Origin of the sequence: Methylobacterium sp. Leaf85 (assembly GCF_001422125.1) — a bacterium.
Taxonomy (GTDB): Bacteria; Pseudomonadota; Alphaproteobacteria; order Rhizobiales; family Beijerinckiaceae; genus Methylobacterium; species Methylobacterium bullatum.
This window is the reverse complement of the sequence record NZ_LMME01000010.1, coordinates 37,318-61,385: the sequence shown is the minus strand read 5'-3', so window position 1 is coordinate 61,385 and position 24,068 is coordinate 37,318. Positions and strand designations below refer to the sequence as shown.

The 24,068-nt window shown below is 67.3% G+C and carries 23 protein-coding genes; 15 read left to right on the top strand and 8 right to left on the bottom strand.

The genetic code is table 11. The features are described 5' to 3' along the window. The first annotated feature begins 116 nt into the window (after positions 1-116). A complete protein-coding gene (locus ASF08_RS08345) occupies positions 117-2,069 on the top strand; it encodes a potassium transporter Kup (protein WP_056143720.1) in 1,953 nt (650 codons plus the stop codon). 10 nt (positions 2,070-2,079) lie between these two features. On the opposite strand, the gene ASF08_RS08340 is transcribed toward ASF08_RS08345, so the two are convergent. The 5 genes from ASF08_RS08340 to ASF08_RS08320 form a co-directional block, all read right to left on the bottom strand. Next, entirely contained in the window at positions 2,080-2,964 is an 885-nt protein-coding gene (locus tag ASF08_RS08340; protein WP_056143715.1) for a cell wall hydrolase, read from the bottom strand. 160 nt (positions 2,965-3,124) lie between these two features. Beyond that, a complete protein-coding gene (locus ASF08_RS08335; RefSeq protein WP_056143713.1) occupies positions 3,125-3,964 on the bottom strand; it encodes an aldo/keto reductase in 840 nt (279 codons plus the stop codon). 58 nt (positions 3,965-4,022) lie between these two features. Then, positions 4,023-6,920 (bottom strand): preprotein translocase subunit SecA, encoded by a 2,898-nt coding sequence (secA, locus tag ASF08_RS08330; RefSeq protein ID WP_056143710.1) that lies wholly within the window; start codon positions 6,918-6,920, stop codon positions 4,023-4,025. Between the two features lie 158 nt (positions 6,921-7,078). Then, positions 7,079-7,921, bottom strand: a complete 843-nt coding sequence (locus ASF08_RS08325; protein ID WP_056143707.1) for an aspartate dehydrogenase — start codon at positions 7,919-7,921, stop codon at positions 7,079-7,081. Between the two features lie 119 nt (positions 7,922-8,040). Further along, on the bottom strand, positions 8,041-8,385 hold the full coding sequence (locus ASF08_RS08320; protein ID WP_156629512.1) for a hypothetical protein: 345 nt from the start codon (positions 8,383-8,385) through the stop codon (positions 8,041-8,043). 232 nt (positions 8,386-8,617) lie between these two features. Between ASF08_RS08320 and ASF08_RS08315 the strand changes: the two genes are divergently transcribed. Continuing rightward, complete coding sequence (locus ASF08_RS08315) at positions 8,618-9,517, top strand: peptidylprolyl isomerase (RefSeq protein ID WP_056143701.1); 900 nt, start codon at positions 8,618-8,620, stop codon at positions 9,515-9,517. Positions 9,518-9,613: 96 nt separating this feature from the next. On the opposite strand, the gene phbB is transcribed toward ASF08_RS08315, so the two are convergent. Together phbB and ASF08_RS08305 are read right to left on the bottom strand one after the other, a co-directional pair. Further along, a complete protein-coding gene (phbB, locus tag ASF08_RS08310) occupies positions 9,614-10,342 on the bottom strand; it encodes an acetoacetyl-CoA reductase (protein ID WP_026176322.1) in 729 nt (242 codons plus the stop codon). Between the two features lie 226 nt (positions 10,343-10,568). Further along, positions 10,569-11,750 (bottom strand): acetyl-CoA C-acetyltransferase, encoded by a 1,182-nt coding sequence (locus tag ASF08_RS08305; protein WP_056143698.1) that lies wholly within the window; start codon positions 11,748-11,750, stop codon positions 10,569-10,571. A 326-nt stretch (positions 11,751-12,076) separates the two neighbouring features. On the opposite strand from ASF08_RS08305, the gene phaR reads away from it, so the two are divergent. Then, positions 12,077-12,691 (top strand): polyhydroxyalkanoate synthesis repressor PhaR, encoded by a 615-nt coding sequence (phaR, locus tag ASF08_RS08300; protein WP_056143801.1) that lies wholly within the window; start codon positions 12,077-12,079, stop codon positions 12,689-12,691. Positions 12,692-13,178: 487 nt separating this feature from the next. On the opposite strand, the gene rpmF is transcribed toward phaR, so the two are convergent. Beyond that, complete coding sequence (rpmF, locus tag ASF08_RS08290) at positions 13,179-13,367, bottom strand: 50S ribosomal protein L32 (RefSeq protein WP_018046018.1); 189 nt, start codon at positions 13,365-13,367, stop codon at positions 13,179-13,181. 326 nt (positions 13,368-13,693) lie between these two features. Here rpmF and ASF08_RS08285 point away from each other — a divergent pair, with 326 nt between their 5' ends. The 12 genes from ASF08_RS08285 (at position 13,694) to ASF08_RS08230 (ending at position 23,919) form a co-directional block, all read left to right on the top strand. Beyond that, on the top strand, positions 13,694-14,074 hold the full coding sequence (locus tag ASF08_RS08285) for a ComEA family DNA-binding protein (RefSeq protein ID WP_056143689.1): 381 nt from the start codon (positions 13,694-13,696) through the stop codon (positions 14,072-14,074). Between the two features lie 107 nt (positions 14,075-14,181). Next, positions 14,182-14,808, top strand: a complete 627-nt coding sequence (locus ASF08_RS08280) for a ribonuclease D (protein WP_056143683.1) — start codon at positions 14,182-14,184, stop codon at positions 14,806-14,808. Positions 14,809-15,090: 282 nt separating this feature from the next. Continuing rightward, positions 15,091-15,855 (top strand): hypothetical protein, encoded by a 765-nt coding sequence (locus ASF08_RS08275; protein WP_018046021.1) that lies wholly within the window; start codon positions 15,091-15,093, stop codon positions 15,853-15,855. Next, complete coding sequence (locus ASF08_RS08270) at positions 15,852-16,592, top strand: LptA/OstA family protein (RefSeq protein ID WP_082473126.1); 741 nt, start codon at positions 15,852-15,854, stop codon at positions 16,590-16,592. Before ASF08_RS08275 ends, ASF08_RS08270 begins: the two co-directional genes overlap by 4 nt. A 92-nt stretch (positions 16,593-16,684) precedes the next feature. Next, positions 16,685-17,482, top strand: a complete 798-nt coding sequence (gene lptB / locus ASF08_RS08265; RefSeq protein ID WP_373321342.1) for an LPS export ABC transporter ATP-binding protein — start codon at positions 16,685-16,687, stop codon at positions 17,480-17,482. 505 nt (positions 17,483-17,987) lie between these two features. Then, a complete protein-coding gene (gene rpoN, locus ASF08_RS08260) occupies positions 17,988-19,535 on the top strand; it encodes an RNA polymerase factor sigma-54 (protein ID WP_082473125.1) in 1,548 nt (515 codons plus the stop codon). Positions 19,536-19,691: 156 nt separating this feature from the next. Next, positions 19,692-20,303: a ribosome hibernation-promoting factor, HPF/YfiA family gene (hpf, locus tag ASF08_RS08255; RefSeq protein ID WP_026176326.1), complete on the top strand. Its 612-nt coding sequence runs from the start codon at positions 19,692-19,694 to the stop codon at positions 20,301-20,303. 123 nt (positions 20,304-20,426) lie between these two features. Further along, positions 20,427-20,894 (top strand): PTS IIA-like nitrogen regulatory protein PtsN, encoded by a 468-nt coding sequence (gene ptsN, locus ASF08_RS08250; protein ID WP_027171308.1) that lies wholly within the window; start codon positions 20,427-20,429, stop codon positions 20,892-20,894. Further along, positions 20,891-21,226 carry a hypothetical protein gene (locus tag ASF08_RS08245; protein ID WP_443136808.1) on the top strand — a complete coding sequence of 112 codons (336 nt, stop codon included), beginning with the start codon at positions 20,891-20,893 and terminating at the stop codon, positions 21,224-21,226. Before ptsN ends, ASF08_RS08245 begins: the two co-directional genes overlap by 4 nt. Before the next feature lie 135 nt (positions 21,227-21,361). Further along, positions 21,362-22,774, top strand: coding sequence for a Wadjet anti-phage system protein JetA family protein (locus ASF08_RS08240; RefSeq protein ID WP_056143676.1), 1,413 nt, complete (start codon positions 21,362-21,364; stop codon positions 22,772-22,774). 151 nt (positions 22,775-22,925) lie between these two features. Next, positions 22,926-23,192, top strand: a complete 267-nt coding sequence (locus tag ASF08_RS08235; protein WP_018046029.1) for a hypothetical protein — start codon at positions 22,926-22,928, stop codon at positions 23,190-23,192. 91 nt (positions 23,193-23,283) lie between these two features. After that, positions 23,284-23,919: a DUF4194 domain-containing protein gene (locus tag ASF08_RS08230; protein WP_056143673.1), complete on the top strand. Its 636-nt coding sequence runs from the start codon at positions 23,284-23,286 to the stop codon at positions 23,917-23,919. The last annotated feature ends 149 nt before the right edge of the window (positions 23,920-24,068 follow it).

Sequence of the window (24,068 nt, the reverse complement as noted above, 5' to 3'; positions counted from 1 at the left end):
AGGCGGGACAGAGGAGCGCTCACGGCTCGCCCGTCTCCGTCGCTACGTCACGCTCCAAAAAATCCGAGCCTCCCCATTCGATTCCTTTCCCCGTCGCAGAAGCCTGATCGCAGCGCATGACGCAAACCTCCATCCCGAGCGTCCCCGGCGCTCAGCCAGGCCCCGCGGCCCATCCCGAGACGGGGTCGGGCGAGCATGGGTCGGGCAATCACGGGCATGGGAAGACGAACTTCTGGACGCTGGTCGTCGGCTCCGTCGGCGTCGTCTACGGAGACATCGGCACCAGCCCGCTCTACGCCTTCCGTGAGGCGCTCGGCCCGGCGCGGGCGGACGGCATCCTGCTGACCGAGGAAGTCCTCGGCACGACGTCGCTGATCCTCTGGGCACTCCTGCTGATCGTCACGATCAAATACGTCGTCATCCTGCTGCGCATGGACAACAACGGCGAGGGCGGAATCCTCTCGCTGATGGCCCTGGCCCGCAAGGCGCTGGGCGGGTCGCGCATCGTGTTCATGCTCGGGCTGCTCGGCGCCTCTCTGTTCTACGGCGACGCCGTCATCACGCCGGCCATCTCCGTACTCTCGGCCGTGGAGGGCCTGAAGCTCGTAACCCCGGCCTTCGAGCATTACGTGCTGCCGATCACGGTGGCGATCATCTTCGCCCTGTTCATGGTCCAGAGCCGGGGCACCAGCAAGGTGGCGGCCTTCTTCGGCCCGATCATGGTGGTCTGGTTCCTGGCGCTGGGGCTCGCGGCCCTACCGCACATCGTCTCGCGGCCGGAGGTCTTCCAGGCGTTCAATCCCTGGTACGCGGTGCACTACCTCCTCGGCCACGGCACCGGGGCCTTGGTTGCGCTGGGCGCGGTCTTCCTCGCGGTGACCGGCGCCGAGGCGCTGTTCGCCGATCTCGGGCATTTCGGACGCCGGCCGATCCAGGTGGCGTGGCTCGGCCTCGTGGCGCCGTGCCTGACCCTGAACTATCTCGGCCAGACGGCGCTGGTCCTCAACGTGCCCGACACGACGGATCCGTTCTACCAGCTCGTGCCCGAATGGGGCCTTCTGCCCATGGTGATCCTGGCGACCATCGCCACCGTCACCGCGAGCCAGGCCGTCATAACCGGGGCGTTCTCCCTGTCGCGCCAGGCTATCCAACTCGGCCTGCTTCCGCGCCTCGAGATCCGCCACACCTCGGAATCGCATTCCGGCCAGATCTTCCTGCCGCAGGTGAACATCCTGTTGCTGATCGGGGTCGTGGTCCTGGCGATCCTGTTCCGGTCGTCCTCGGCCCTGGCCTCCGCCTACGGCATCGCCGTGACGGGAACGATGCTGCTGACCGCGAGCATGGGCTTCATCGTGCTCTGGAAGTCGTGGAAATGGTCGCCGATCGCCGCCGCCGCCGCGATCATGCCGTTCATCGTCATCGAGTTCCTGTTCCTGCTCTCGAATCTGCTCAAGGTGTTCGAGGGCGGCTACGTGCCCCTCGTGCTGGCCGGGATGCTCATCATCGTGATGTGGACCTGGGTGCGGGGCGTGAACATCCTGTTCAACAAGACCCGCAAGACAGACGTGCCGCTGCTCGAACTCGTGGGCATGCTGGAGAAGAGCCCACCCCATCACGTGCGCGGCACGGCGGTGTTCCTCACCAGCGACCCGTCCATCGCCCCGGCGGCCCTGCTGCACAACCTCAAGCACAACAAGGTGCTGCACGAGAAGAACGTGATTCTCACGGTCGAGACCGTGGACACCCCCCGTGCAAGCGAGGCGGACCGTATCCGCATGGAGCCGATCGGCCCGCACTTCTCGAAGATCGTGATGAAGTTCGGCTACATGGAGCAGCCCAACATCCCGCGGACGCTGACGCTCCTGAAGAAGCAGGGCTTCAAGTTCGACATCATGGCGACGTCGTTCTTCCTGTCGCGCCGTTCGATCCGCCCCGCCGCGCATTCCGGTATGCCGCTCTGGCAGGACCGGATCTTCATCACGCTCGCCAAGAACGCCAACGACGCCACCGACTTCTTCCAGATCCCCACCGGCCGTGTCGTGGAAGTGGGGACTCAGGTCACCGTCTGAACCGGCCGGGTCACGGCCTCGGCAGGTTGATGACGGGCGGCGGCGGTGGCGCCTCGGGGGCAAGGGCCGCCAGCGTCGCCGGGCTCTTGGCATGGGCGGCGACACGCGTTCTCGCCACCGGCTTCGATGAGGCTTTGAGGTGCGCGCCCTGGCCTACGGCGGAGTGGGAGGCGGTGACCGCGCGATCCGGTTCCGCCTGAGCCGTCGAGGCGGGCTGCGTGCCCGTCACCTCCGGTAAGGCGGAGGCCACAGGTGTCGCCGGAACACCGGCGGGAGCAGGATTCGCGATGGCCTGGACCGGTGCGGCCGGAGCCGCCTCCGAGGCGGTCGGCGTCGGGGCCGCTGCATAGGCCAGGGCGGCCGGCGGCCGGGCCTGCTCCACGGCGCCGGGCTTGCGCTTCTCGTAGAAGGCGTTGCCGCCGGCCACCGCCACGTAATGCATGTTGTTGTAGTGGAACGTGCGGCCCGCCGTGTGGAAGTACATGGCGCGGCCGACCTTCGGGTGGCGCTGGCCGGCCAGGACCGCGTCGGCCGCGTCCGCGACCTTGGTCAGGTCCTTCTCCGCCATGGGCTTGGTGAGCACGCCGGTGGCGAACTGTCGGGGCTGGCCGACGACGGCGCAGATACCGCCGTTCGGGAAGGCGGCGGCTTCGAGGCGGTTCATCACCACCGTGCCGACGGCGAGCAGGCCTTCGGAATCGCTGCGGTTCGATTCGAAATACATGGCGCGGCCGAGACAGTCGCGCTCTTGGTCGCTCACCGCCATGGGTTTGGCCGCAAGGCCCGGGCCGCCGAGGGAGCCGGTCGTGGTGGGGGAATTACAGGCACCGAGGCCCATCGTCGTCATCAGCAGGACCCCGTAGAGTCCCGTCGTCGCCGATCGGGGATACCCCATGCCGTCTCGCTCCCGTCCGTTTCCTGGACGGCCTAGCTCGGCGGGAAATGTGGTTTCTTTTCGGATACGGTCCGGGAGGTTCGCTCATCTTCCCGATGCTGTGGCTTGAGGGTCACGCCCGGCTTTTCTCTCTCCGGCCAGGGCGAACCCGATCCGTGCCTCAGAGCATCGGCAGGTGCGCGGGTTTGGCCCCGCGCGGAAAGGCATCGTCGAGGCACTGCCATTGACCATCGGTCAGCGTCAACTCGCCGGCGGCGGCGTTCTCCTCCACATGCGCGATTCGCGCGGCCTTCGGGATCGCGAGGACGGAGGGCGACCGCGTCAGCGCCGCGAGGGCGACCTGCCGCTGCGTCGCTCCCGTCTCGGCGGCGATCTCTCCGAGCACGCGTCCGCCGGCCGAGTCCGGCTCGGGGAAGTCGTCATGGCCGAAGGGGCTGTAGGCGACCAATGCGACGCCATGCGCCGCGCACCAGGGAAGGACGGCGTGTTCGATCGCCCTTTCCCCGAGATGATACAGCACCTGATTGCAGGCGATGCGGCCCTCGCCGGCTACGGCGAGAGCGTCTTCGAGATCGGGGACGTCGAAATTACTGACGCCCCAGGAGAGGAGCTTGCCCTGCCGGACCAGGCCCTCGAAGGCACCGATGGTTTCCTCGAGCGGAATCCCGCCCCGCCAGTGCAGGAGATAGCTGTCGAGCCGGTCCGTCTTCAGGCGCGCCAGCGAACGCTCGCAGGCGGTGATGACGGAGCGTGCCGAGGCATGGTTCGGCAGCACCTTCGAGACGAGGAATACCTCGTCGCGTCGCCCCGCGATCGCCTCCGCCACCACGAGTTCGGCCTCGCCATACATCTCGGCGGTGTCGATATGGCTCATCCCGCGATCGAGGCCCCGCTGCAGGGCGGCGACGGCGTCCGGGCGGTGTGCCTCGTCCAGATACCACGTGCCCTGGCCGATGACGGAGACGGGCCGCCCAGTCGGCCCGAAGGTCGTCTGCCGCATTCGGATCTCCCCTCGAATGGCCCACGGCCGGATGCAGGTCCGGCCGGATGGCTGCGTTTCAGGTCGTCAGGGTGCCGTGGCAGTGCTTGTACTTCTTGCCCGAGCCGCAGGGGCAAGGCTCGTTGCGCCCGACGCGGCCCCAGGTGGTAGCGTCGTTCGGGTCGCGCTCGATGACCGCCGCATCCGTGGACATCGCCTGCGCGGCGTAGCCGTAGGCCGGTCCGCCGCCCCCGGCGCTGCCCGTGCCGCGATCGGAGAAGTCCATCTCGTTCTCGCCGGTGACGGGATCGAGGTGCTGGGCGAACATGGACGGCAGTTCCGGGCTCGCGAACGGGTTCGCGCCTTGTGAATCCTGCTCCTGGTACGTGATCTCGATGCGGGCGAGCTGCTGGGTCACCTGCTCGCGCAAGGCGCCGACGAGGCCGTTGAAGAGCTCGAACGCCTCCGACTTGTACTCGTTGAGCGGGTCGCGCTGGGCGAAGCCGCGCCAGCCGATCACCTGGCGCAGGTGGTCGAGGGTAACGAGATGCTCGCGCCAGAGATGGTCGAGGGTTTGCAGCAGGACCTGCTTCTCGACATAGGTCATGACCTCGGGTGTGTTCTTCTCGGTGCGGGCGGCATAGGCCTCGTCGGAGGCGGTGCGCAGGCGGTCGCGCATCTCCTCGTCGGCGATGCCCTCTTCCCTGGCCCAATCTTCCACCGGCACGTCGAGGTTCAGCACCTCGGTGACGCGCAGGCGCAGGCCTTCGATGTCCCATTGTTCGGCATAGGCGTTCTCGGGCACGTGGACGGCGACGAGATCGTCGACGACGCCGTGGCGCATCTCGTCCACGGTGTCGCGCACGCTGTCCTGGCCCATGAAGTCGCGGCGCTGCTCGAACACGACCTTGCGCTGGTCGTTCATGACGTTGTCGTACTTGAGCACGTTCTTGCGCATGTCGAAGTTGCGCGCCTCGACCTTCTGCTGCGCCTTCTCGATCGCCTTGTTGATCCAGGGGTGGATGATCGCCTCGCCCTTCTCCAGGCCGAGGCGGGTGAGCATCCCGTCCATGCGGTCGGAGCCGAAGATCCGCATCAGGTCGTCCTGCAGGGACAGGTAGAATTTCGAGCGGCCGGGATCGCCCTGTCGGCCGGAGCGGCCGCGCAGCTGGTTATCGATGCGCCGCGATTCGTGACGCTCGGTGCCGATGATGTAGAGGCCGCCGGGCAGGGCCTTCTTGCGCCCGGCCTCCGGGTCGGCCGGCTCGCCCGAGGCCAGCACCTTGGCGCGGTTCTCCTCGATCTCGGCCTTGATCGCCGCCGCCTTCGCATCCCGCTCGGCGCCTTCGGGCAGGCCGGCGAGCTCCTTCTCCAGGCGCATCTCGAGGTTGCCGCCGAGTTTGATGTCGGTGCCGCGCCCGGCCATGTTGGTGGCGATGGTGATGGCGCCCGGCACGCCGGCTTCGGCGACGATATAGGCCTCCTGCTCGTGGAAGCGGGCGTTCAGCACCGCGAAGGTCTTCGTCACGCGTCCCTCGCGGGCGGCGGCATAGACGTCGGTGAGCGCATTGAGGTCGGAATAGTCGAGCTGGCGGAAGCCGGCCTTGGTCAGCATCTCGGCCAGGTGCTGCGACTTCTCGATGGAGCCGGTGCCGACCAGGATCGGCTGATGGCGCGCATGCGCCTTCTCGATCTCGGCGATGATGCCGTCGTACTTCTCGCCCACCGTCCGGTAGACCTCGTCGTCCTCGTCGACGCGCTCGACCTCCTTGTTGGTCGGGATGTCGACGACTTCGAGCTTGTAGATCTCGGCGAATTCATCGGCCTCGGTGGAGGCGGTGCCGGTCATGCCGGCGAGCTTGGAGTAGAGCCGGAAGTAGTTCTGGAAGGTGATCGAGGCGAGCGTCTGGTTCTCGGGCTGGATCGTCACCCGCTCCTTGGCTTCGAGCGCCTGATGCAGGCCCTCCGAGTAGCGCCGGCCCTGCATCATGCGGCCGGTGAACTCGTCGATGATCACCACCTCGTCGTTCTTGACGATGTAGTCCTTGTCCAGGGTGAACAGGGTGTGGGCGCGAAGCGCCTGGTTCACGTGGTGGACGAGGCTGACATTGTGGGCATCGTAGAGGTCGCCCTCCTTCAGCAGGTCGGCGCCGCGGAGCAGATCCTCGATGAACTCGTTGCCGCTCTCGGTGAGCGAGACCGAGCGCTGCTTCTCGTCGAGGTCGTAATGCTCCTTCTCGAGATGGGGCATCAGCGCGTCGACGGAGACGTAGAGCTCCGAGCGGTCGTCCACGGGACCGGAGATGATGAGCGGCGTGCGCGCCTCGTCGATCAGGATCGAATCGACCTCGTCGACGATCGCGAAATTGTGCCCGCGCTGCGACAGCTGCGAGAGCTCGTACTTCATGTTGTCGCGCAGGTAGTCGAAGCCGAACTCGTTGTTGGTGCCGTAGGTGATGTCGCAGGCATAGGCGTCCCGACGCTGCTCATCGTCGAGCCCGTGGACGATGGTGCCGACGGTGAGGCCGAGGAAGCGATAGACCCGGCCCATCCACTCTGCATCGCGGGAGGCGAGGTAGTCGTTCACCGTGACCACGTGCACGCCGAGGCCCGACAGGGCGTTCAGGTAGACCGGCAGCGTCGCCACCAGGGTCTTGCCTTCGCCGGTGCGCATCTCGGCGATGCCGCTCTCGTGAAGGACCATGCCGCCGATGAGCTGCACGTCGAAATGGCGCTGGCCGAGGGCGCGCTTGGCCCCCTCGCGCACCGTGGCGAAGGCGGGAACGAGGATATCGTCGAGGGTCTTCCCGGCAGCGAGCTCGGCCTTCAGCATGTCCGTCCGGGCTCGCAGGGCCTCGTCCGACAGGGCGGAGATCTCCGGCTCCAGGGCGTTGATCTCGGCGACGCGGGGGCGATAGCCCTTGACGCGGCGATCGTTGGACGAGCCGAATATCTTCTTAGCGAGGGCGCCGAGCATCGTGAACCTGCGGTCGATCGAAATATCAGAAGGCGTGAGTTGGCCGGGCTTATAGAGGTAAATATTGTAGGACGCATCCGAAAGGGCGGACTGCCTTCAACTCCGAAAGCCAAGGGGGCCGCGTCCGCCGTCGTCGCCTTTGAACGGCAGTCGAAATGCTAAAGCGCCAAAGCGGCTCTTTGGTTCTCGATGATGCGGACCAGAGCCAGGGCCGTGAGCTCCGAGGATTTCGGATTGGCCGGCAGGGCCTGATTCTCGATGCTCATGTCGAGGGTCCCGAAAGCGCCCGTCGCCTGGAGGCGATGTCCATTGCCGGTGGCGCGGGGATCCGCCACCAGGGCGATCCGCGTCCTGTCGAGGCCGATGCCGGCGAGCGCCGTGATGACCGCGACATTGGCGTTGGCCGGGAACAGCCGGGCTGCCTCCCGTGCCGTTCCTTCGAAGAAGGTCGTGGCCTCCGTCAGGCCATCGAGATCGATCCATTCTTCCGCCGGGGTACCGATCCAGGCCACGGGCGGCTTGACGATGCGATGCGTCACCGAGTCCAACGGCAGGATCGAGGCCGCCGCGAGGGCGTCGACGGCGGCGAGTGCCCCGGTCGGCACGAGGATCTGGCTTCCATGCGCCTCCGCGGCGGCGACGAGCCTGTCGAGAAGACCGGCCTCGCAGAAGGCGCTGGTCGACGAGACGGCGAAGCTCTCGGCGTGCCGGAGCGCCACGAGGCCCCAGGGCTCGACCGCCGCCCGTCCGGCCGCTTCGATCACCATGTCGGGCTCGACCCCGGCCAGGGCAGCCGGTTCGGGTAGCCAGGGGATCCAGGCGGGAAGGTCGGCCTCATCGGGCCTCACCCGCGTCCCGACGCCGGCCAGGACGACGTCGCTGCCCCGAGCGTCGAGAAGGTGTGTCACGCGGCGCGCGATGGCTCCCCAGCCCACCAGGGCGATACGAAGCGGCCGACGGCGATCCGGCCGCGCCGCGGAAAGATGAGAGAGGAGAGACAAGGGCCGGTATCCCCACGACTGGCGAAGGCTGACGCGGCCCGACGCCCTGCTGCGCGATCTCAAGAAATCTTCGGTCGCGGGCCTGTCAAGCTTCCTGCCGGCCGCTGGACATACAGGCGTCAGTTGATCTCGCAGAAACCGGCGCCGGTGCCGACGACGCGCTTGTCGGCGCACCATGACGCGGCCGTGCGGATCTCTTTCGCCGCCGGCGCGGGGACCGGGAGGACCGGGCGCAAGGTCACGGAGTGTCCCGCTGTGGCATCATTCTCTGGCGCACCCGCAATGGCGCGGACGGGCCGTGACGCGCCGATTCCGGCACCCAGGGCGGCCGATCGGGCGGGAGTGACGGAGGGAGCCGGGCGGGAGACGGAGATGGAGCGTCCGCCCTTGAAGCGGGCCTGCGCCGTCGTGATCGAGGCGGACAGAATGAGGCAAGCGGCGGTGATGATGACGCTGGTCCGCATGCCGCTCTCCCACGAAACCCGGAAAGGATGGCGCATGCGGGCTTAAGACCGCTTTATCGTGATCGGACGGATTCGCCCGAAACCCCATATGCGCTTGTCTTCCGCCCTTGCCCGCGCCACTTCTCGCCCACAGATGCCTACGGCGTCCCGCCGCTCGCTGTTGCCACGTCTCCAACCTGGCCGGACAGAGCTTCGTGGACGCGGCATCCACCTGTTCGAGGAATCCCCATTTATGACGTCGCCTCTCCTTCTCCGGCGCTCGGGCGCCCTGGCGCTGGCCGTTGCGCTGCCCTTCGCCTCCGTGGCCTTGCCGCTGCGGGCCCTGGCGCAGACGCCTGCCCCGGCTGCGGCTCCCGCCCCGGCGCTGCCGCCGGAGACGGTTGTGGCCAAAGTGAACGGCTCGCCGGTCACCGCGGGCGACCTCGCCATCGCCGCCGAGGACCCGGCGCTCTCGCTGCCCGGCGTCGACGAGGCCCAGAAGAAGAACCTGCTCATCGACTACATGGTCGACCTCAAGGTCGGCGCGCAGGCGGCAGAGGCAGCCAAAGTCGGCGACTCGCCCGAGTTCCAGCGCAAGCTCGCTTACTTCAAGAGCAAGCTCCTCCTCGACGAGTATCTGGAGCGCGAGGCGAAGAAGGCGGTGACGCCGGAGGCCGCCAAAGCCCTCTACGACCAGACCCTCACCACGATGAAGCCGGAGGAGGAGGCCCATGCCCGCCACATCCTCGTGGACAACGAGGAGGAGGCCAAGAAGATTTCGGCCCGGATCAAGGGCGGCGAGGACTTCTCCAAGATCGCCGCGGAGGTCTCGAAGGATCCCGGCTCGAAGACCGAGGGCGGCGATCTCGGCTGGTTCACCAAGGAGCGGATGGTCGCCCCCTTTGCGGAGGCCGCGTTCAAGCTGCCGGTCGGCCAGGTCTCCGACCCGATCAAGACGCAGTTCGGCTGGCACGTGATCAAGGTCGAGGAGCGGCGCACCAAGCCGGTGCCGACCTTCGCCGAGATGAAGGAGCAGGTGGACCAGTACCTCACCCGCAAGTCGCAGCAGGACCTCATCCTGAAGCTGCGTGAGAGCGCCAAGATCGAGCGCACCGATGCGGCCACGCCCGCCGCGGCGCCCAAGGCTCCCTGACGTTCGGCTCCCTGAATCAGGACGCTCTGCGAAAACGAAGAAGGCCTGCCCCGTCGCCGGGGCAGGCCTTCTTCCCGTCGATGACGCGAGGCGGCGTCAGGCGATGTACTGGGCGCCGTTGATCGTCAGGGTCGAACCGGTGATGAAGCCCGAATCTTCCGCCGCGAGGTATTCCACCGCGCGGGCGATCTCGGCGGCCTCGCCGAGGCGTCCCACGGGAATCGTCGAGATGATCTTGTTGCGGATGTCCTCCGGCACCGCCATCACCATGTCGGTGGCGATGTAGCCCGGCGCGATCACGTTGACGGTGATGCCCTTCGAGGCGCTCTCCTGGGCCAGCGCCTTGGCGAAACCGATCACGCCGGCCTTGGCGGCCGAGTAGTTGGTCTGGCCGGCCTGGCCCTTCTGGCCGTTGATCGACGAGATCAGGATGATGCGGCCGAAGTTGCGGGCGCGCATTCCCTCGATCACCGGGCGGGTGACCGTGAACATCGAGTCGAGGTTGGTCTTGATGACCGCCTGCCACTTCTCGAAGGTCATCTTGTGGAACGCGCCGTCGCGGGTGATGCCGGCATTGTTCACCAGGATGTCGATCGGGCCGAGTTCGGCCTCGACGGCCTTGATGCCGGCCTCGCAGGCGGCGGCGTCGCCGACGTCGAACTTGAAGACCGGGATGCCGGTCTCGGCCTTGAATGCGTTGGCCGCCTCGTCGTTACCGCCGTAATTGGCGGCGACCTTGTAGCCCTTGGCCTTGAGACCCGTCGAGATCGCGGCACCGATGCCGCGCGTTCCACCCGTGACGAGGGCAATGCGTTCCTGAGCCATGGCTTCCTCCAATTTTCTTTGATGTTCGATGGCGTGCGTCATGCAATTTCTTGCAGATTCTCGGCGCGGGCGGGCTTAGCTCAATCGGCTCCGCCCGCCCATGCCATTTAAATTTGCTGCGTCCTCAAGAATTCTCCAAGACGATGTCCCCAATGTTTGCGGGCATCCTTGAAGATCTGTCACGAGCGCAGAAATTATACTGTATTCAATCGAGCCCGATGGGGCTTCAGACGCGCTCGATGCACATGGCGACGCCCATGCCGCCGCCGATGCAGAGGGTGGCGAGGCCCTTCTTGCCGTCACGACGCTTGAGCTCGTGCAGCAGTGTGACGAGGACGCGGGCGCCGGACGCGCCGATCGGGTGGCCGATGGCGATGGCGCCGCCATTGACGTTCACCTTGTCGGTGTCCCAACCCATGTCCTTGTTCACGGCCAGCGCCTGGGCGGCGAAGGCCTCGTTGGCCTCGATCAGGTCGAGGTCGGAGGGCTTCCAGCCGGCCTTGTCCAGCGCCTTGCGCGAGGCCGGGATCGGGCCCGTGCCCATCACCTTCGGATCGACGCCGGCGGTGGCCCAGGACACGATCCGGGCCAGCGGCGTGATGCCCCGGCGCTCGGCTTCCGAGGCCGACATGAGCACGATGGCGGCAGCGCCGTCGTTGAGGCCGGACGCGTTGGCGGCCGTCACGGTGCCGTCCTTCGAGAAGGCGGGCTTGAGCTTGGCCATCGCCTCGATGGTGGCGCCGTCACGGATGTACTCGTCGGTGTCGACGATGGTGTCGCCCTTGCGGCCCGGAACGGTGACGGGGACGATCTCGTCCTTGAAGCGGCCTTCCTTGCGGGCGGCCTCGGCCTTGTTCTGCGACTTCGTCGCGAACTCGTCCTGCTGCTCGCGGGTGAGCTGGAAGGCCTGGGCCACGTTCTCGGCGGTCGTGCCCATGTGGTAGCCGTTGAAGGCGTCCCAGAGGCCGTCCTTGATCATGGTGTCGACGAGCTTCACGTCGCCCATCTTCTGGCCGCCGCGCAGGTACTGCGCGTGGGGGGAGAGCGACATCGATTCCTGGCCGCCGGCCACGATGACCGTGGCGTCGCCATTTGCGATCTGCTGCATGCCGAGAGCGACCGTGCGCAGGCCCGAGCCGCAGACCTGATTGACGCCCCAGGCGGTGGCCTTCTCCGGGATACCGGCCTTGATGGCGGCCTGGCGGGCCGGGTTCTGGCCGGCGCCGGCGGTGAGGACCTGGCCGAAGATCACTTCGTCCACGTCGTCGGGAGAGACGCCGGCACGCTCCAGGGCGGCCTTGATGGCGACGGCGCCGAGTTCATGGGCCGGGACGGTGTTGAAGGCACCTCCGAACGAACCCACTGCGGTCCGCGCCGCTCCGACGATGACGATGTCTTCCGCTGCCATTGACGTTCTCCTCTTGAGGGCCGGCGCGACGTTGAAGCCCTCTGATGGGCATGCGCGCTTGAGGCCAACTCAGGCGATGAAAGCGCTGGGCAGGGTGAAGTCAAGCGCGTGCGGAAGGTCGGCGAGTGACCGGCCGGCGTTTGTCACCGGAGGCGCCGCGCGGCGTGTGGCACTATTCTGCGGGGATCGGGGTCAAATTGCTGTTTTCGTCAGCGGGCGAAAGCCTTAAGGTCTGCTCACGCGCAAATACGAATGATACCCGGACGGCGCATCGGGCCTCGAAGGGATTGGGCGCTGGAATGAACGTGTCGGGAAAGGCCACGAGGATGGCGGACAACGGTAAGTCTCAGCAGACCGTCATCAAGAAATACGCGAACCGGCGACTGTATCATACCGGAACCTCGACCTACGTCACGCTCGAGGACCTCTCGACGATGGTCCAGAACGGCGAGGATTTCCTCGTCTACGATGCCCGCTCGGGCGACGACATCACCCGCTCCGTGCTCACGCAGATCATCTTCGAGCAGGAGAACAAGGCCGGCGACGACAATCTGCTGCCGGTGGCCTTCCTGCGCCAGCTCATCCGCTTCTACGGCGACAGCATGCGGACGATGGTGCCGAGCTTTCTCGAATTCTCCATGGCCAATTTCGCCCGAGACCAGGACGGCCTGCGCGAGAAGATGAACCAGAGCTTCGCTCCCAAGGTGTTCCAGAGTGCCATGGAGGAGCAGGTGCGGGCCAACATGAGCTTCTTCGGCGATGCCATGAAGATGTTCACGACCTTCGGCACCGGGCCGCTCTCCGGCATGAAGTCCTCCGCGCCCGGGCCGACGCCGTCCCAGCCTGCGACCCCGGTGGCCGCGCCCGATAGCGACCTCGACGAGTTGAAGCGGCAGATGGCGGAAATGCGCAATCGCCTGGAAGACCTCGCCAAGAAGTAGGCCGGCGACATCGGCGACGGGTCCTCCGACCGCGTCCTGAGAGAGTGCTGACGAACCGTTAACATCGGCCCACCCATTGCGCTTTTCCGCCAGTAACAGGCGGAAGGGCAGCGGGTGGCACAAACCGGCACGGGAAAGCGTACCATAACGGGACGCGGCGTCCCCGAGGGGGACCGCGACACGGCGCGGACGCTCGTGGTCGTCGATGGCGGTGAAACGGTGGCCCGCAAGGCGAGTGACGCCTATGGCAGGCCGAACGCAGAGTTCCTGACCCAACTTCTCGTCAGTTGCGAGCCGACGATGCGCGCCTCTCGGACAGAGCGCATGCGCTCGGCCACGGCGCGTTACGCCGAGACCACGCGGATCGGGACGAACAGGCGCCGCGCATGATCCGTCGAGGCGGATAACGCAAAAAACCGCCCGAAGGCGGTTCTCGCAGACATCGTCTCGTTCCGGTCCCTGGCGGGACCGTCGACGACGCGTAGGATCAGGCCTCGGCCGACTTCACCTTGAGGACCTGGCGACCGCGATACATGCCGGTCTTCAGATCGATGTGGTGGGGACGACGCAGCTCGCCCGAATCCTTGTCGGCGACATAGGTCGGGGCCTTGAGGGCGTCGGCGGACCGGCGCATGCCGCGCCGCGAGGGGGAGGTCTTTCGCTTCGGAACGGCCATGGGGTAGTCCTGCTACGACAAAAAGGGTGCACGGGCGCCGCCCCGCGAGGGAAGAGGCAACCTCGGCACCGTGTTCAAACGGAGATTCGATGGCGGCTGTATAGCGGCAGATCGGCCGCCTGGCTAGAGCCGCCCGAGGCCGGACTTCCGAAAATGGCGGATCGATCCGCGAAGGGGCAGCCGGCCCCGGTTCGCGGCGGGGCTCGCGAGGCCGTGAAGTCTCGTTAAGCGCCGGTTCAACCGTCGTGTCCTACCTGCGAATACGGAGACGCCTCAACGAAGACTGCGCCGCCGCATCTCGGGAGATTGCCGTGACTTCATCTCGCATGACTACATCTCTGCTCCGCACCCTGGCCGTGCTGGGCTGCCTCGCGGCGGCTCCCGCCCTCGCCCAGGCGCCGAGCCCCTCGACCTCCACTCCTCCCACCGTCGCACCGAAGGCGCCCACGGCTCCGGCCGCCCCGGCCAAGCCGACGGCGGACAAGCCCGCCGCTCCCGTCGCGCCGGCGGCCAAGACCGATCTCATCGATCTGAACAGCGCCTCGCCCGCCGAACTCGAGGCTCTGCCCGGCATCGGTGCGGCGCGCTCGGCCGCGATCGTCAAGGGCCGCCCCTATCACGGCAAGGATCAGCTCGTGTCGAAGAAGATCCTCACCCAGGGCGTCTATGACGGGATCAAGGACAAAGTCATCGCCAAGCAGAAGTAACCCTTCCGCTCGGGCAACCCGGCGCCGGTCCGGTGCCGGGTTGTTCGCCGGGGGGCACGGTGTTACGCGGCCGGAGACCTCGGTTCCCGCCGGAAGACACAAGCCAGATGCCTCCCCAGCCCATCATCCGCGTCCATCGCGGTGATCTCCCGGCCGATTACGTGCCGGGCACCGCCATCGCCATCGACACCGAGACGCTGGGTCTCAATCCGCATCGGGACCGTCTCTGCGTCGTCCAGATCTCGCGCGGCGACGGCAGTGCCGACGTGGTGCAGATCGTCCCCGGATCGAGTCCGCCCGACATGCTCAAGGGTGTGCTGGCCGATCTGTCGGTGACCAAGATCTTCCATTTCGCCCGGTTCGACCTCGCCGTGCTGTACAAGGCCTTCGGCGTGATGCCGGGGCCGGTCTATTGCACCAAGGTCGCCTCCAAGCTCGCCCGCACCTATACCGACCGGCACGGCCTCAAGGACGTGGTCCGCGAACTCGTGGGCGTCGACCTGTCGAAGCAGCAGCAATCCTCCGATTGGGGCGCCGAATCGCTGAGCCAGGCGCAGGTGGACTATGCCGCCTCCGACGTGCTGCATCTGCATGCGGCGCGCGCCCGCCTCGACGCGATGCTCGACCGTGAGGGACGCACGGATCTCGCGCGGCGCTGTTTCGAGTTCCTGCCCACCCGCTCCCTCCTCGATCTCGAAGGCTGGGCCGAGACCGACATCTTCGCCCACACCTGATCGGGCACGCGCATGCCGCAGGCGGGCACGCGGGGGACGGTGCGGCGGCGCACATCGATCGTGTCGCTGCGATCCCGTCCGGTTGATGATTCCTCAATGCTCCGGTCATAAGGTTCCGGTACGGCCACAACTTCGCCATCGGCCGCGCGCATCCGGCGCTGGACCATGGGGTAAGCGGGTTCCCACGGTTCAGTACATCATGGGCGAGACGTGGCATGTTGCGGGGCGCAACCTGCCGGTGTCCCATCGGATCGGTCAGGCGGAGCGGCTCGGATCATCACCATGCACGGGGTCGACGCCATCGACGCGACAGGGACGACGGGATCGGGCGCGGATGCGCGCCGTCACCGTGCCCATGCGCGGGCTCGCAACCATAGCACGCAGGTGCGCTACCTGCGTCGTCTCATTCCCCTCTCGGCTGGAGCCGCGGTCGTCGCCCTCGCCGTGGTGACGCTGTTCAACCCGTTCGGCAGCGCCCTGCCGGCCGTCACCATGGGGCCGGTCACCCTGTCGGGGACCAAGGTGAAGATGGAGAACCCGCGCCTCTCCGGTTTCCGGAAGGACAACCGGGGCTACGAGGTCATCGCCACGGCCGCCTTCCAGGACGTGCGCAAGCCCACGCTGATCGAACTCCAGGCCATGAAGGGCCATCTCGTCACCGACGATTCGGGCGGGCTCGCCCATATGGAGGCCGCCTCGGGTCTGTTCGATTCGGCACGCGAGACCCTGTCCCTCGAACGCGACATCAAGTTGTGGACCGACAAGGGCGAGGACATCCGCCTCCTGACCGCCGCCATCGACTTCAAGGCCGGTACGGTGAAGTCCGACCAGGCCGTCGCCGTGACTCTTCCCACAGGGACGGTGGCCTCCGACGGTCTCGACATGGTCGATAACGGTCGCGTCATCTCCTTCGTCGGCAATGTCCATGCGGTGTTCCACGGATCGGACAAAGCCGAGAACGCCGGATCCGAGATCAAGCCCGATGTGAAATCGCCGCGCATCCTCACCTCCGCCGCCGAGCCGCAGGATGGGGAGGCACGCCGATGAGCCGTTCCGCGCTGATCTCCACCCTCGCCCTCTGCAGCCTCCTCGCGGCAGGGAGCGCGATGGCGCAGATTCCGTCCGGCACGTCTCCGGCGCCCGCCGCGAAGGCGACCAAGCCGACCGCGCCGGGGAGCACCTTCGGCGCCAGCGGGGGCAAGGAACCGGTCAAGATCGACGCGGACCGGCTCGACGTGTTCGACCGCGAGAACAAGGCGATCTTCGCCGGCAACGTCGTGGCTGTGCAGGGCGACAGCACCATCCGCTGCTCGACGATGACGGTGCATTACAAGCGCGGCAAGGATGCCAAGCCGGGGGCGCCCGCGCCTGCCGCCGATGGTGCCAAATCGCCGGCCGGCATGGCGGAGAACGGCATCCAGAAGGTGGAATGCGCCGGCCCCGTCACCGTGGTGCAGAACGACCAGGTCGCCACCGGCGACAACGCCGTGTTCGACCAGGAGGCCAAGCGCATCGTGCTCACCGGCAACGTCGTGTTGAGCCAGTGCCAGAACGTCACCCGGGGCAGTCGCCTCGTCTACGACATGAATACCGGCCGGGCGAACATGGACCCGGTGGCCGGCGGCCGCGTCTCGGCGATGTTCGTGCCGCAGAAGGAAGAGGCCGCCAAGGGTGGGGCCAAGGGGTGTGCCCAGCCGGCGAGTGCCGCGGGCAAGCCCGCGCCGAAACCTTCCGAGGCCGGCGCGGAGAAGCCGGCCGCAAAGCCGAGAGCGCAGGCCAATTGACCTCCGCCCTGCCGGTGGCCCCTGCGCCAGACCCGATCAGCTCCCGGATCGCCGATGCGGCTCCTGCAGGAGCCGTGCGCGCGCCCACCCTCCTGTCGCGCCTCTTTCGCCGCGGCAAGGGGCGGGCGGCGGGTGGTGAGGCTGGCCTGTCCGAGAGTGGCGGCGGTCCGGGCATTCTCCACGTGGAAGGGCTGCGCAAGAGCTACGGCGCGCGCACGGTGGTGCACGAGGCCGGATTGACCGTGCGCAACGGCGAGGCCGTGGGCCTGCTCGGCCCCAACGGCGCGGGCAAGACCACGATCTTCTACATGATCACCGGCCTCGTCTCGGCGGATCGCGGCTCGATCAGTCTCGACGGACTGCCGATCACCCACCTGCCGATGTATCAGCGTGCGCGCCTCGGCATCGGCTACCTGCCGCAGGAAGCCTCGATCTTCCGCGGCCTGTCCGTGGAGGACAACATCCGCGCCGTGCTCGAAGTGGTGGAGCCCAGCCGCAAGGAGCGCGAGCGCAAGCTCGATTCGCTGCTCGAGGAATTCGACATCGCGCGTCTGCGCAAGGCGCCTTCGATCGCGCTGTCGGGCGGCGAGCGGCGTCGCTGCGAGATCGCCCGTGCCCTGGCGACATCGCCGAGCTTCATGCTCCTCGACGAACCCTTCGCCGGTATCGACCCCATCGCGGTGGGCGACATCCAGGATCTGGTGAAGCACCTGAAGCAGCGCGGCATCGGCGTGCTCATCACCGATCACAACGTTCGTGAGACCCTCGGCCTCATCGACCGCGCCTATATCGCCCATTCCGGCCGTATCCTCACCGAGGGCACGCCGGAGGAGATCGTCGCCAACGAGGATGCACGGCGCCTCTATCTCGGCGAGGGGTTTCGGCTCTAAGCAGGTTCGCGTTGGCGCGCCAACGCTTCACGCTGCTTAGCTCTTTGATGTCTCGCAGGTTTTTATCGCAGAACCGGAGGCCACTTCTGCGAAACCTGTTTAGGCCACCAGCCCGATCCGTATCCGCGAATCACGCGCCCGCCCGTGCTGCCCACATCCTCTGCTGCCCAATTTCTCGCCACATTACATGGCGACCAAAAGATGCATGCGTTTTGTGCATGTCTTTAGGCTGGTCGTCCGCGCATGCCAGCGGAGGAGGAATTTAATTTCTCTTTGGTACGAGACAGTTGCGCGAGCATGAGCTGCGTCCGTCCAACCCCGGCTGCGCCGAGCCCGATGGTGCGCCGCAGCATCGTGGTGGAAATCGCGCGCATCGCGCTTTGACGGCGACGCAAGATGGCGATAGACCTAGGCGAAGATAAAAAGAAGCAACATTCATGCCGAGCGGCGTAGGGTTCTGTGCGCGCCTTCGGCTGGGCTCACCTGAAGGCGTCGGGGCAACACCATGAGCTTGCTGCAGCGACTGGAAATGCGTCAGGGCCAAGCCCTGGTGATGACGCCACAGCTTCTCCAGGCGATCAAGCTCCTTCAGCTCTCCCAGATCGATCTCGCCACCTATGTGGATGCCGAACTGGAGCGCAATCCGCTCCTGGAGCGCGTCGAGGGCGAGCCGGACGGTGAACGCGCGAACGGCGAGGTGGCCCCGGAGGCCGCGGGCGAAGGGGATGGCGAGTTCGACTCGGCCGAGCCCGACAACTGGATGTCGACCGAACTCACGGCCAGCAGCGCCGAGATGGAAAGCGTCCTCGACACCCGTCTCGACAACGTCTTCTCCGATGAGAATCCGAGCCATGCCCGCGAGGCTGCCTCGGGCGACATGCTCACCCTGACTCCGGCGCCCTACGGCAATACCGGCGGCAGCTTCGACGGCGAGGCGCCGGATTTCGAGGCGACCCTGACCTCGGAAGTCTCCCTGCGCGAGCATCTCAGCGCGCAACTCGACCTCGCCACCCGCGATGCCGGCGACAGGCTGATCGCCGGCTTCCTCATCGATGCGGTGGACGATGCCGGCTACATGCGCGAGTCCATCGACGAGGTGGCCGAGCGCCTCGGCGCCAGCCTCGATTCCGTGGCGCGGGTGCTCAAGCTGATCCAGACCTTCGACCCGCCGGGTATCGCCGCCCGCGATCTCGCCGAATGTCTGAGCCTGCAGCTGCGCGAGCGTGACCGGTTCGATCCGGCGATGCAGGCCCTGGTCTCCCGCCTCGACCTCGTGGCCAAGCGCGACTTCCCGAGCCTGCGCCGGCTCTGCGGCGTCGATGACGAGGATCTGGTGGACATGCTGGCCGAACTGCGCCGCCTCGACCCGAAGCCCGGGCGGGCCTTCGGCTCGCGCGCCGTGGAGGTGCTGATCCCCGACGTGTTCGTCCGGGCGGCCTCCGACGGCTCCTGGCTGGTGGAGCTCAATGCCGAGGCGCTGCCGCGCGTTCTGGTGAACCAGAGCTACTATGCCCGCGTCTCGCGCGGGGCGGCGGCCGAGGGCGACAAGGCGTTCCTGTCCGAATGCCTGCAGACCGCCAACTGGCTCACCCGCAGCCTGGAGCAGCGGGCGCGCACCATCCTCAAGGTCGCCTCGGAGATCGTCCGCCAGCAGGACGCCTTCTTCGTGAACGGCGTGGCGCATCTGCGCCCCCTCAACCTCAAGACGGTCGCCGAGGCCATCGGCATGCACGAATCCACCGTGTCGCGGGTCACCTCCAACAAATCCATCGGCACCAGCCGGGGCACCCTGGAGATGAAATACTTCTTCACCGCCGCCATTCCGGGGGCGGCGGGCACGGCTTCGCATTCCTCCGAGGCGGTGCGCCACCGCATCAAGCAGCTCGTGGACGGCGAGGCGACCGGCGATGTGCTCTCGGACGACGCCCTGGTGCAGAAGCTCCGCGACGAGGGCATCGACATCGCCCGCCGCACCGTGGCGAAATATCGGGAATCCCTGCGCATCCCCTCGTCCATCGAGCGCCGCCGCGAGCATTTCGCCTACGCCCGTTGAGGGCTGCCGCGTTCTGCGGATGACGTCTGCCCGCCGGGGAAAGCTTCAGGCTCTCCCGCCTGTCACCTCCCGTGCAATGCCGGCTCGCCATTCCGTTGACTTCTCCTCCCGGGGCTCCTTTACTTGCCTCCCGAACGCAACAAAACCGGAGGATACATGGGGTCATTGCGCGTCACAGGCCACGGCCTGGACCTCGGCGAAGCCCTTCGCGGGCGTGTCGAAGAGCGAATGGCCGCCACCTTGTCGAAATATCTCGACAGCCACATGAACGGTACCTGTTCCGGCCATGTGACGCTTCGACGGGATGGGACGGCCTACCGTACCGATTGTGTGCTTCACCTCGTCTCGGGCCTGACGCTCGAAGCGTCCGCCGCTTCGCACGACGCGCATTCGAGCTTCGAGCAGACGGCGGACAAGCTCGAGAAGCGCCTGAGGCGCTACAAGCACCGGCTCAAGGATCATGGCGCCGCCCTGCATGAGGGCGCCACCGTCCAGGCGGCTTACGCCGTCTTCGCCGCGCCGAGCGACGCGGAAGAGGATGTGATCGACGACGATCTCGCCGAGGACGAGGAGGCGCATCCGCCCGTGGTCGCCGAGAGCACCAGGGCGCTCAAGCGCCACTCGGTGAGCGAGGCGGTCACCGCCCTCGATCTCACGGGGGCACCGGTCATCGTGTTCGTTCACGCTGGTACCGGCCGCATCAACGTCGTATACCGCCGCAGTGACGGAGCGATCGGTTGGGTGGATCCGCCGGAGGCGGCAGCTTAACGCGCTCTGCCGGCCGCGTGCCGACCATCGGCCGCCTCGGGATGCGTGGGGACCACGCATCCGCAGCGCTAATGTAGACGAGCGGGGGCCGGTGGGTCGCCGCCGATGGGGCGATGGTCCTTTATGCCGATTCTGGAATTCCTGAGTCCGGATTCCGTGGTGACCTCTCTGCGCGCTCGCGCGAAGAAGCAGATCCTCCAGGAATTGAGCACCCATGCGGTGCGCCAGCTTCCCGCTCTGGACGAGCGTGAGGTGTTCGAGACTCTCCTGCAGCGCGAGCGCCTCGGCTCCACGGGCATCGGCGACGGCGTCGCCATTCCCCACGGCAAGCTTCCGGGCCTCGACCGGCTGTTCGGCCTCGTGGCACGGCTGGAGAAGCCGGTGGATTTCGAATCCCTCGACGGTCAGCCGATCGACATCGCCTTTCTTCTCCTCGCCCCGGAGGGCGCGGGCGCGGAGCATCTCAAGGCGCTGGCCCAGGTGGCGCGTCTCCTGCGCGAACCGGGGGTTCTCGACCGAATCCGGGCCGCGAGGGACGCCAGCGCACTCTACGCGCTCCTGACCCAGCCTACGAAATCCGAGGCGGCATGATCCCGATGGACGTGATGGCGAAGTGGGCGGCGGCCGCGATGGCGGGGCTCGTCCTGTCGCTCACGCCGGCGCGGGCCGACGTGACCTGCGCCCGCGACGTGCTCGTGGCCAACTCGATGCAGCGTCAGGCCATCGACCAGCTCGAGCAGGCGGATGGCGACGATGCCAACCGCTGCCGGGTCTGGCGCCGCCACGTGGAGACCATGCGCCGGGTCGCCAGCGTCTACGGTCGCTGCCTGTCGGGGGCCGAGCGCGCCGCCAAGCTCGCCGAGGTGCAGACCTCGGAGAAGGATTTCTCCGGCATCATCCGGACGCGCTGCCGCGGGCTGTAGTACGTCGGCCCGAATGGCCGGTACCTGGTTTTCAGACGGGCCGATGCTAAGGGTAGGGTTCGCTCGGCACACAGGCCGTTACGGCCGGTCGATTGACTCCGGCCTGTTGCACTGGCTGTCCTCACCAGCGCCGCCATGCTGTTCACCCGCCTCCCCGACGATCTGTTCAAGCCGCTCGCCTCGCCGAGCCGGGCCTTCAACGCGGCGCTGCTGCTGCATCTGCATGCCAGGGTGTTCGCCGAGACCACCGAACCCCTGCGCAAGAGCGAGCTGCTGGCCTCCATCGGTGATTTCTCCGCCGACTGGTCCCAGGGCGAGATCGCCGACGACGAGGCCACGCCGGTCGATCCGGTGGAGCGACGCTCGGCGGTCTACCGGCGGCTTCTCGACGCCGGCTGGCTGGTGGAACGGCGCGAGCGCTACGTGCCGGTGGTCGATTTCGATCCGGATGCCCGCCTCGTCATTGAGGAACTCGCCCGTCTCGACCGGGGCGAGACCCGCTCCTATGGCGGCGCGGTACTGGAGGTACTGGGTAGCCTGGAGAGCGCGGTGGCCAACCCGGCCGAACGTTCGGAGGCCCTGGTCAATGCGGCCAAGGCCTCGCGCGCCTTCCTCGGACATCTGCGCAGCCTCGCCGGCTCGATGCGCAAGATCGAGGAGCGGATCCTGCGCGAGGAAGACCAGGGCGTCGCGTTCCGCCTCTATTTCGAGGAGTTCGTCGCGCGCCATCTCGTCAGCGACTACCGCACCCTGCACACGCGCCTGAACCCGTTCCGCTTCCGCTCCGGCATCGTCCGCGAGGCGGGCCGCGCCCTGCGCGACGACCTCACCCTGCGGGCTCTCGCCGAAGCGGGGCTGCGCGAAGGGAGGGCACACGACCTGTCCCTGGCCGAGCGGGCGGTGCGGGCGGATCTCGCCGAAATCCTCTCGATCTTCGAGGGGCTCGACCGGCATCTCGACGCCGTGGCCGACATCGTGGCACGCCTGGAGCGCCGGATCGCGGCGGCCCTGCGCTACACCGACCATCGCGATTCCGACCGGATCGAGCGTACCGCCGCGGCGTTGCGGGCGGTGGGCGCCGCCGAATGGTCGGAGACCGGTCCCTTCGCCGAGGTCTCGCTCCTGCGTCCGCCCATCGGCGAGCCGCATCTCTACACCCCCCGCATGCGGCGCGCGGCGATCCTGTCCGAGCCGCTGCCGGAGATCCATCTCGACCCTGCCATCGAGGCCTTCATCCTGGCCAAGGACGCCTTCCGCCAGCGGGTGATGGTGACGCCGGAGCGCGTCATCGCCTTCGTCGAGCGCAAGCTCGGGGCGAGCCCCGCCGTCCGGGGTTCCGAGATCGTGGTGGCGGATGTGGACGAGTTCGTGGTGTTCCAGCGCCTGCGCGAGATCGACGTGCTGTTCGACGGCATCCTGACCACGCGCTACCGCCTCTCGCGGGTCGCGGGCCGCGTCTCAAACGGCTGGCTCGACTGCCCGGACTTCCTGGTGGAGCGCCGAAACCCGGCGTTCCGCCCGGCATCGGTTCGCCCACGCGGCGCCTGAGCGGGGACGAACTCCGCATCGGGTCACAATCGGTGACGATCTTGGACCGCCGCCTGATCACATTGATGTTTCCGGACTTGGCAGACGTTGGAAGGGGGATCATGCTTGCCGAAGGCCCGCCGAAGATGCGGGAATACCGGGAGATACGCCGATGACATCCGGGAAATGCTTGATCAAGTCCGCCTGGATCGCGGTCGAGGTGGGCAAGGAGAGATCCGAGCGCGTGCTCGTGGTCGAGACCTACATCGCCGTCAGTCCGCTGGAACGGAACTTCGACCCCTCCCGCTACGACCGGGTCGTGGCGGAGGTCCAGCGCGTGCTCGCCGAGAATCCGTCCATCGACCGCGCCTCGATCCTGAGCATGCACCGCGACACCCAATGCCTCTCGCTGTTCAAGGCGACCCAGCAGGCGGCATGAACGCCGGGCCTTTGTGAAAGGACCGCGATCCGGGTAACGAGGCGCCACGGCGGCACGGGTGTTCCGCCTCAACGCTTCATGGATTGTCGGGATGATCGAGGCCTTCCGCGCCATCGTCGACGGCGACGAGCCTCCGCCTCCGGGGACGCGCGCGCCCTCCGGGGAGGATCTGACGCGGGCGCTCCAGGTGCTGCTCAAGAGCCAGTGCATCTATTCCGACACCCCCGGCATCGGGCGCTCCTACGAGCTTGCCCGGCACTACGCGCCCTTCTTCAAGGGCTACTTCGCCTGCCTCGGATACGGGGTCGAGGTTTCGCCCCGTGACCAGATGGTGTTCCTGCGCGTGCCCCCGGACGGGGTGCGCCACGACGGCCAGGCCGAGCGCCTGCGCAAGGACGAGACCCTCGTCCTGCTCGCCCTGCGTCTCGCCTACGAGGAGGGGCTGCGCGCGCACCGCGTCACCACCGACGGCGTGGTCGAATGCACCACCGACGACATCGCCGAATCGATCCGCACCGTCGCCCGGAGCGAGGCGCCGGAGGAGGCGCGCCTCACCGAAATCCTCCGCCTCTTCGCCCGCAAGGGCGCCCTGCGCCTGGGGGAGCGCGACAAGGCCGAGAAGATCACGCCGCTGATGCTTCTACCGGGCATCGCCGTGCTCTCGCCCGATGCCTGGATGGAACAGGTCCGCGCCTGGGCCGCGGCGCGCCTCGACGACGACGGCTGAAAGCGGGTCACCGGGGCCGGCGAACGCGCCGATGTCGGCCTTCGGTCGGGATCGGGGCTGCTTAATAAAAGATTTCACATGAAAACATTGCGGTGCGGGGACGGACCCTCCCGCCCCTAGAGGAGGTGACGCTGCGACCCGACTTGCAT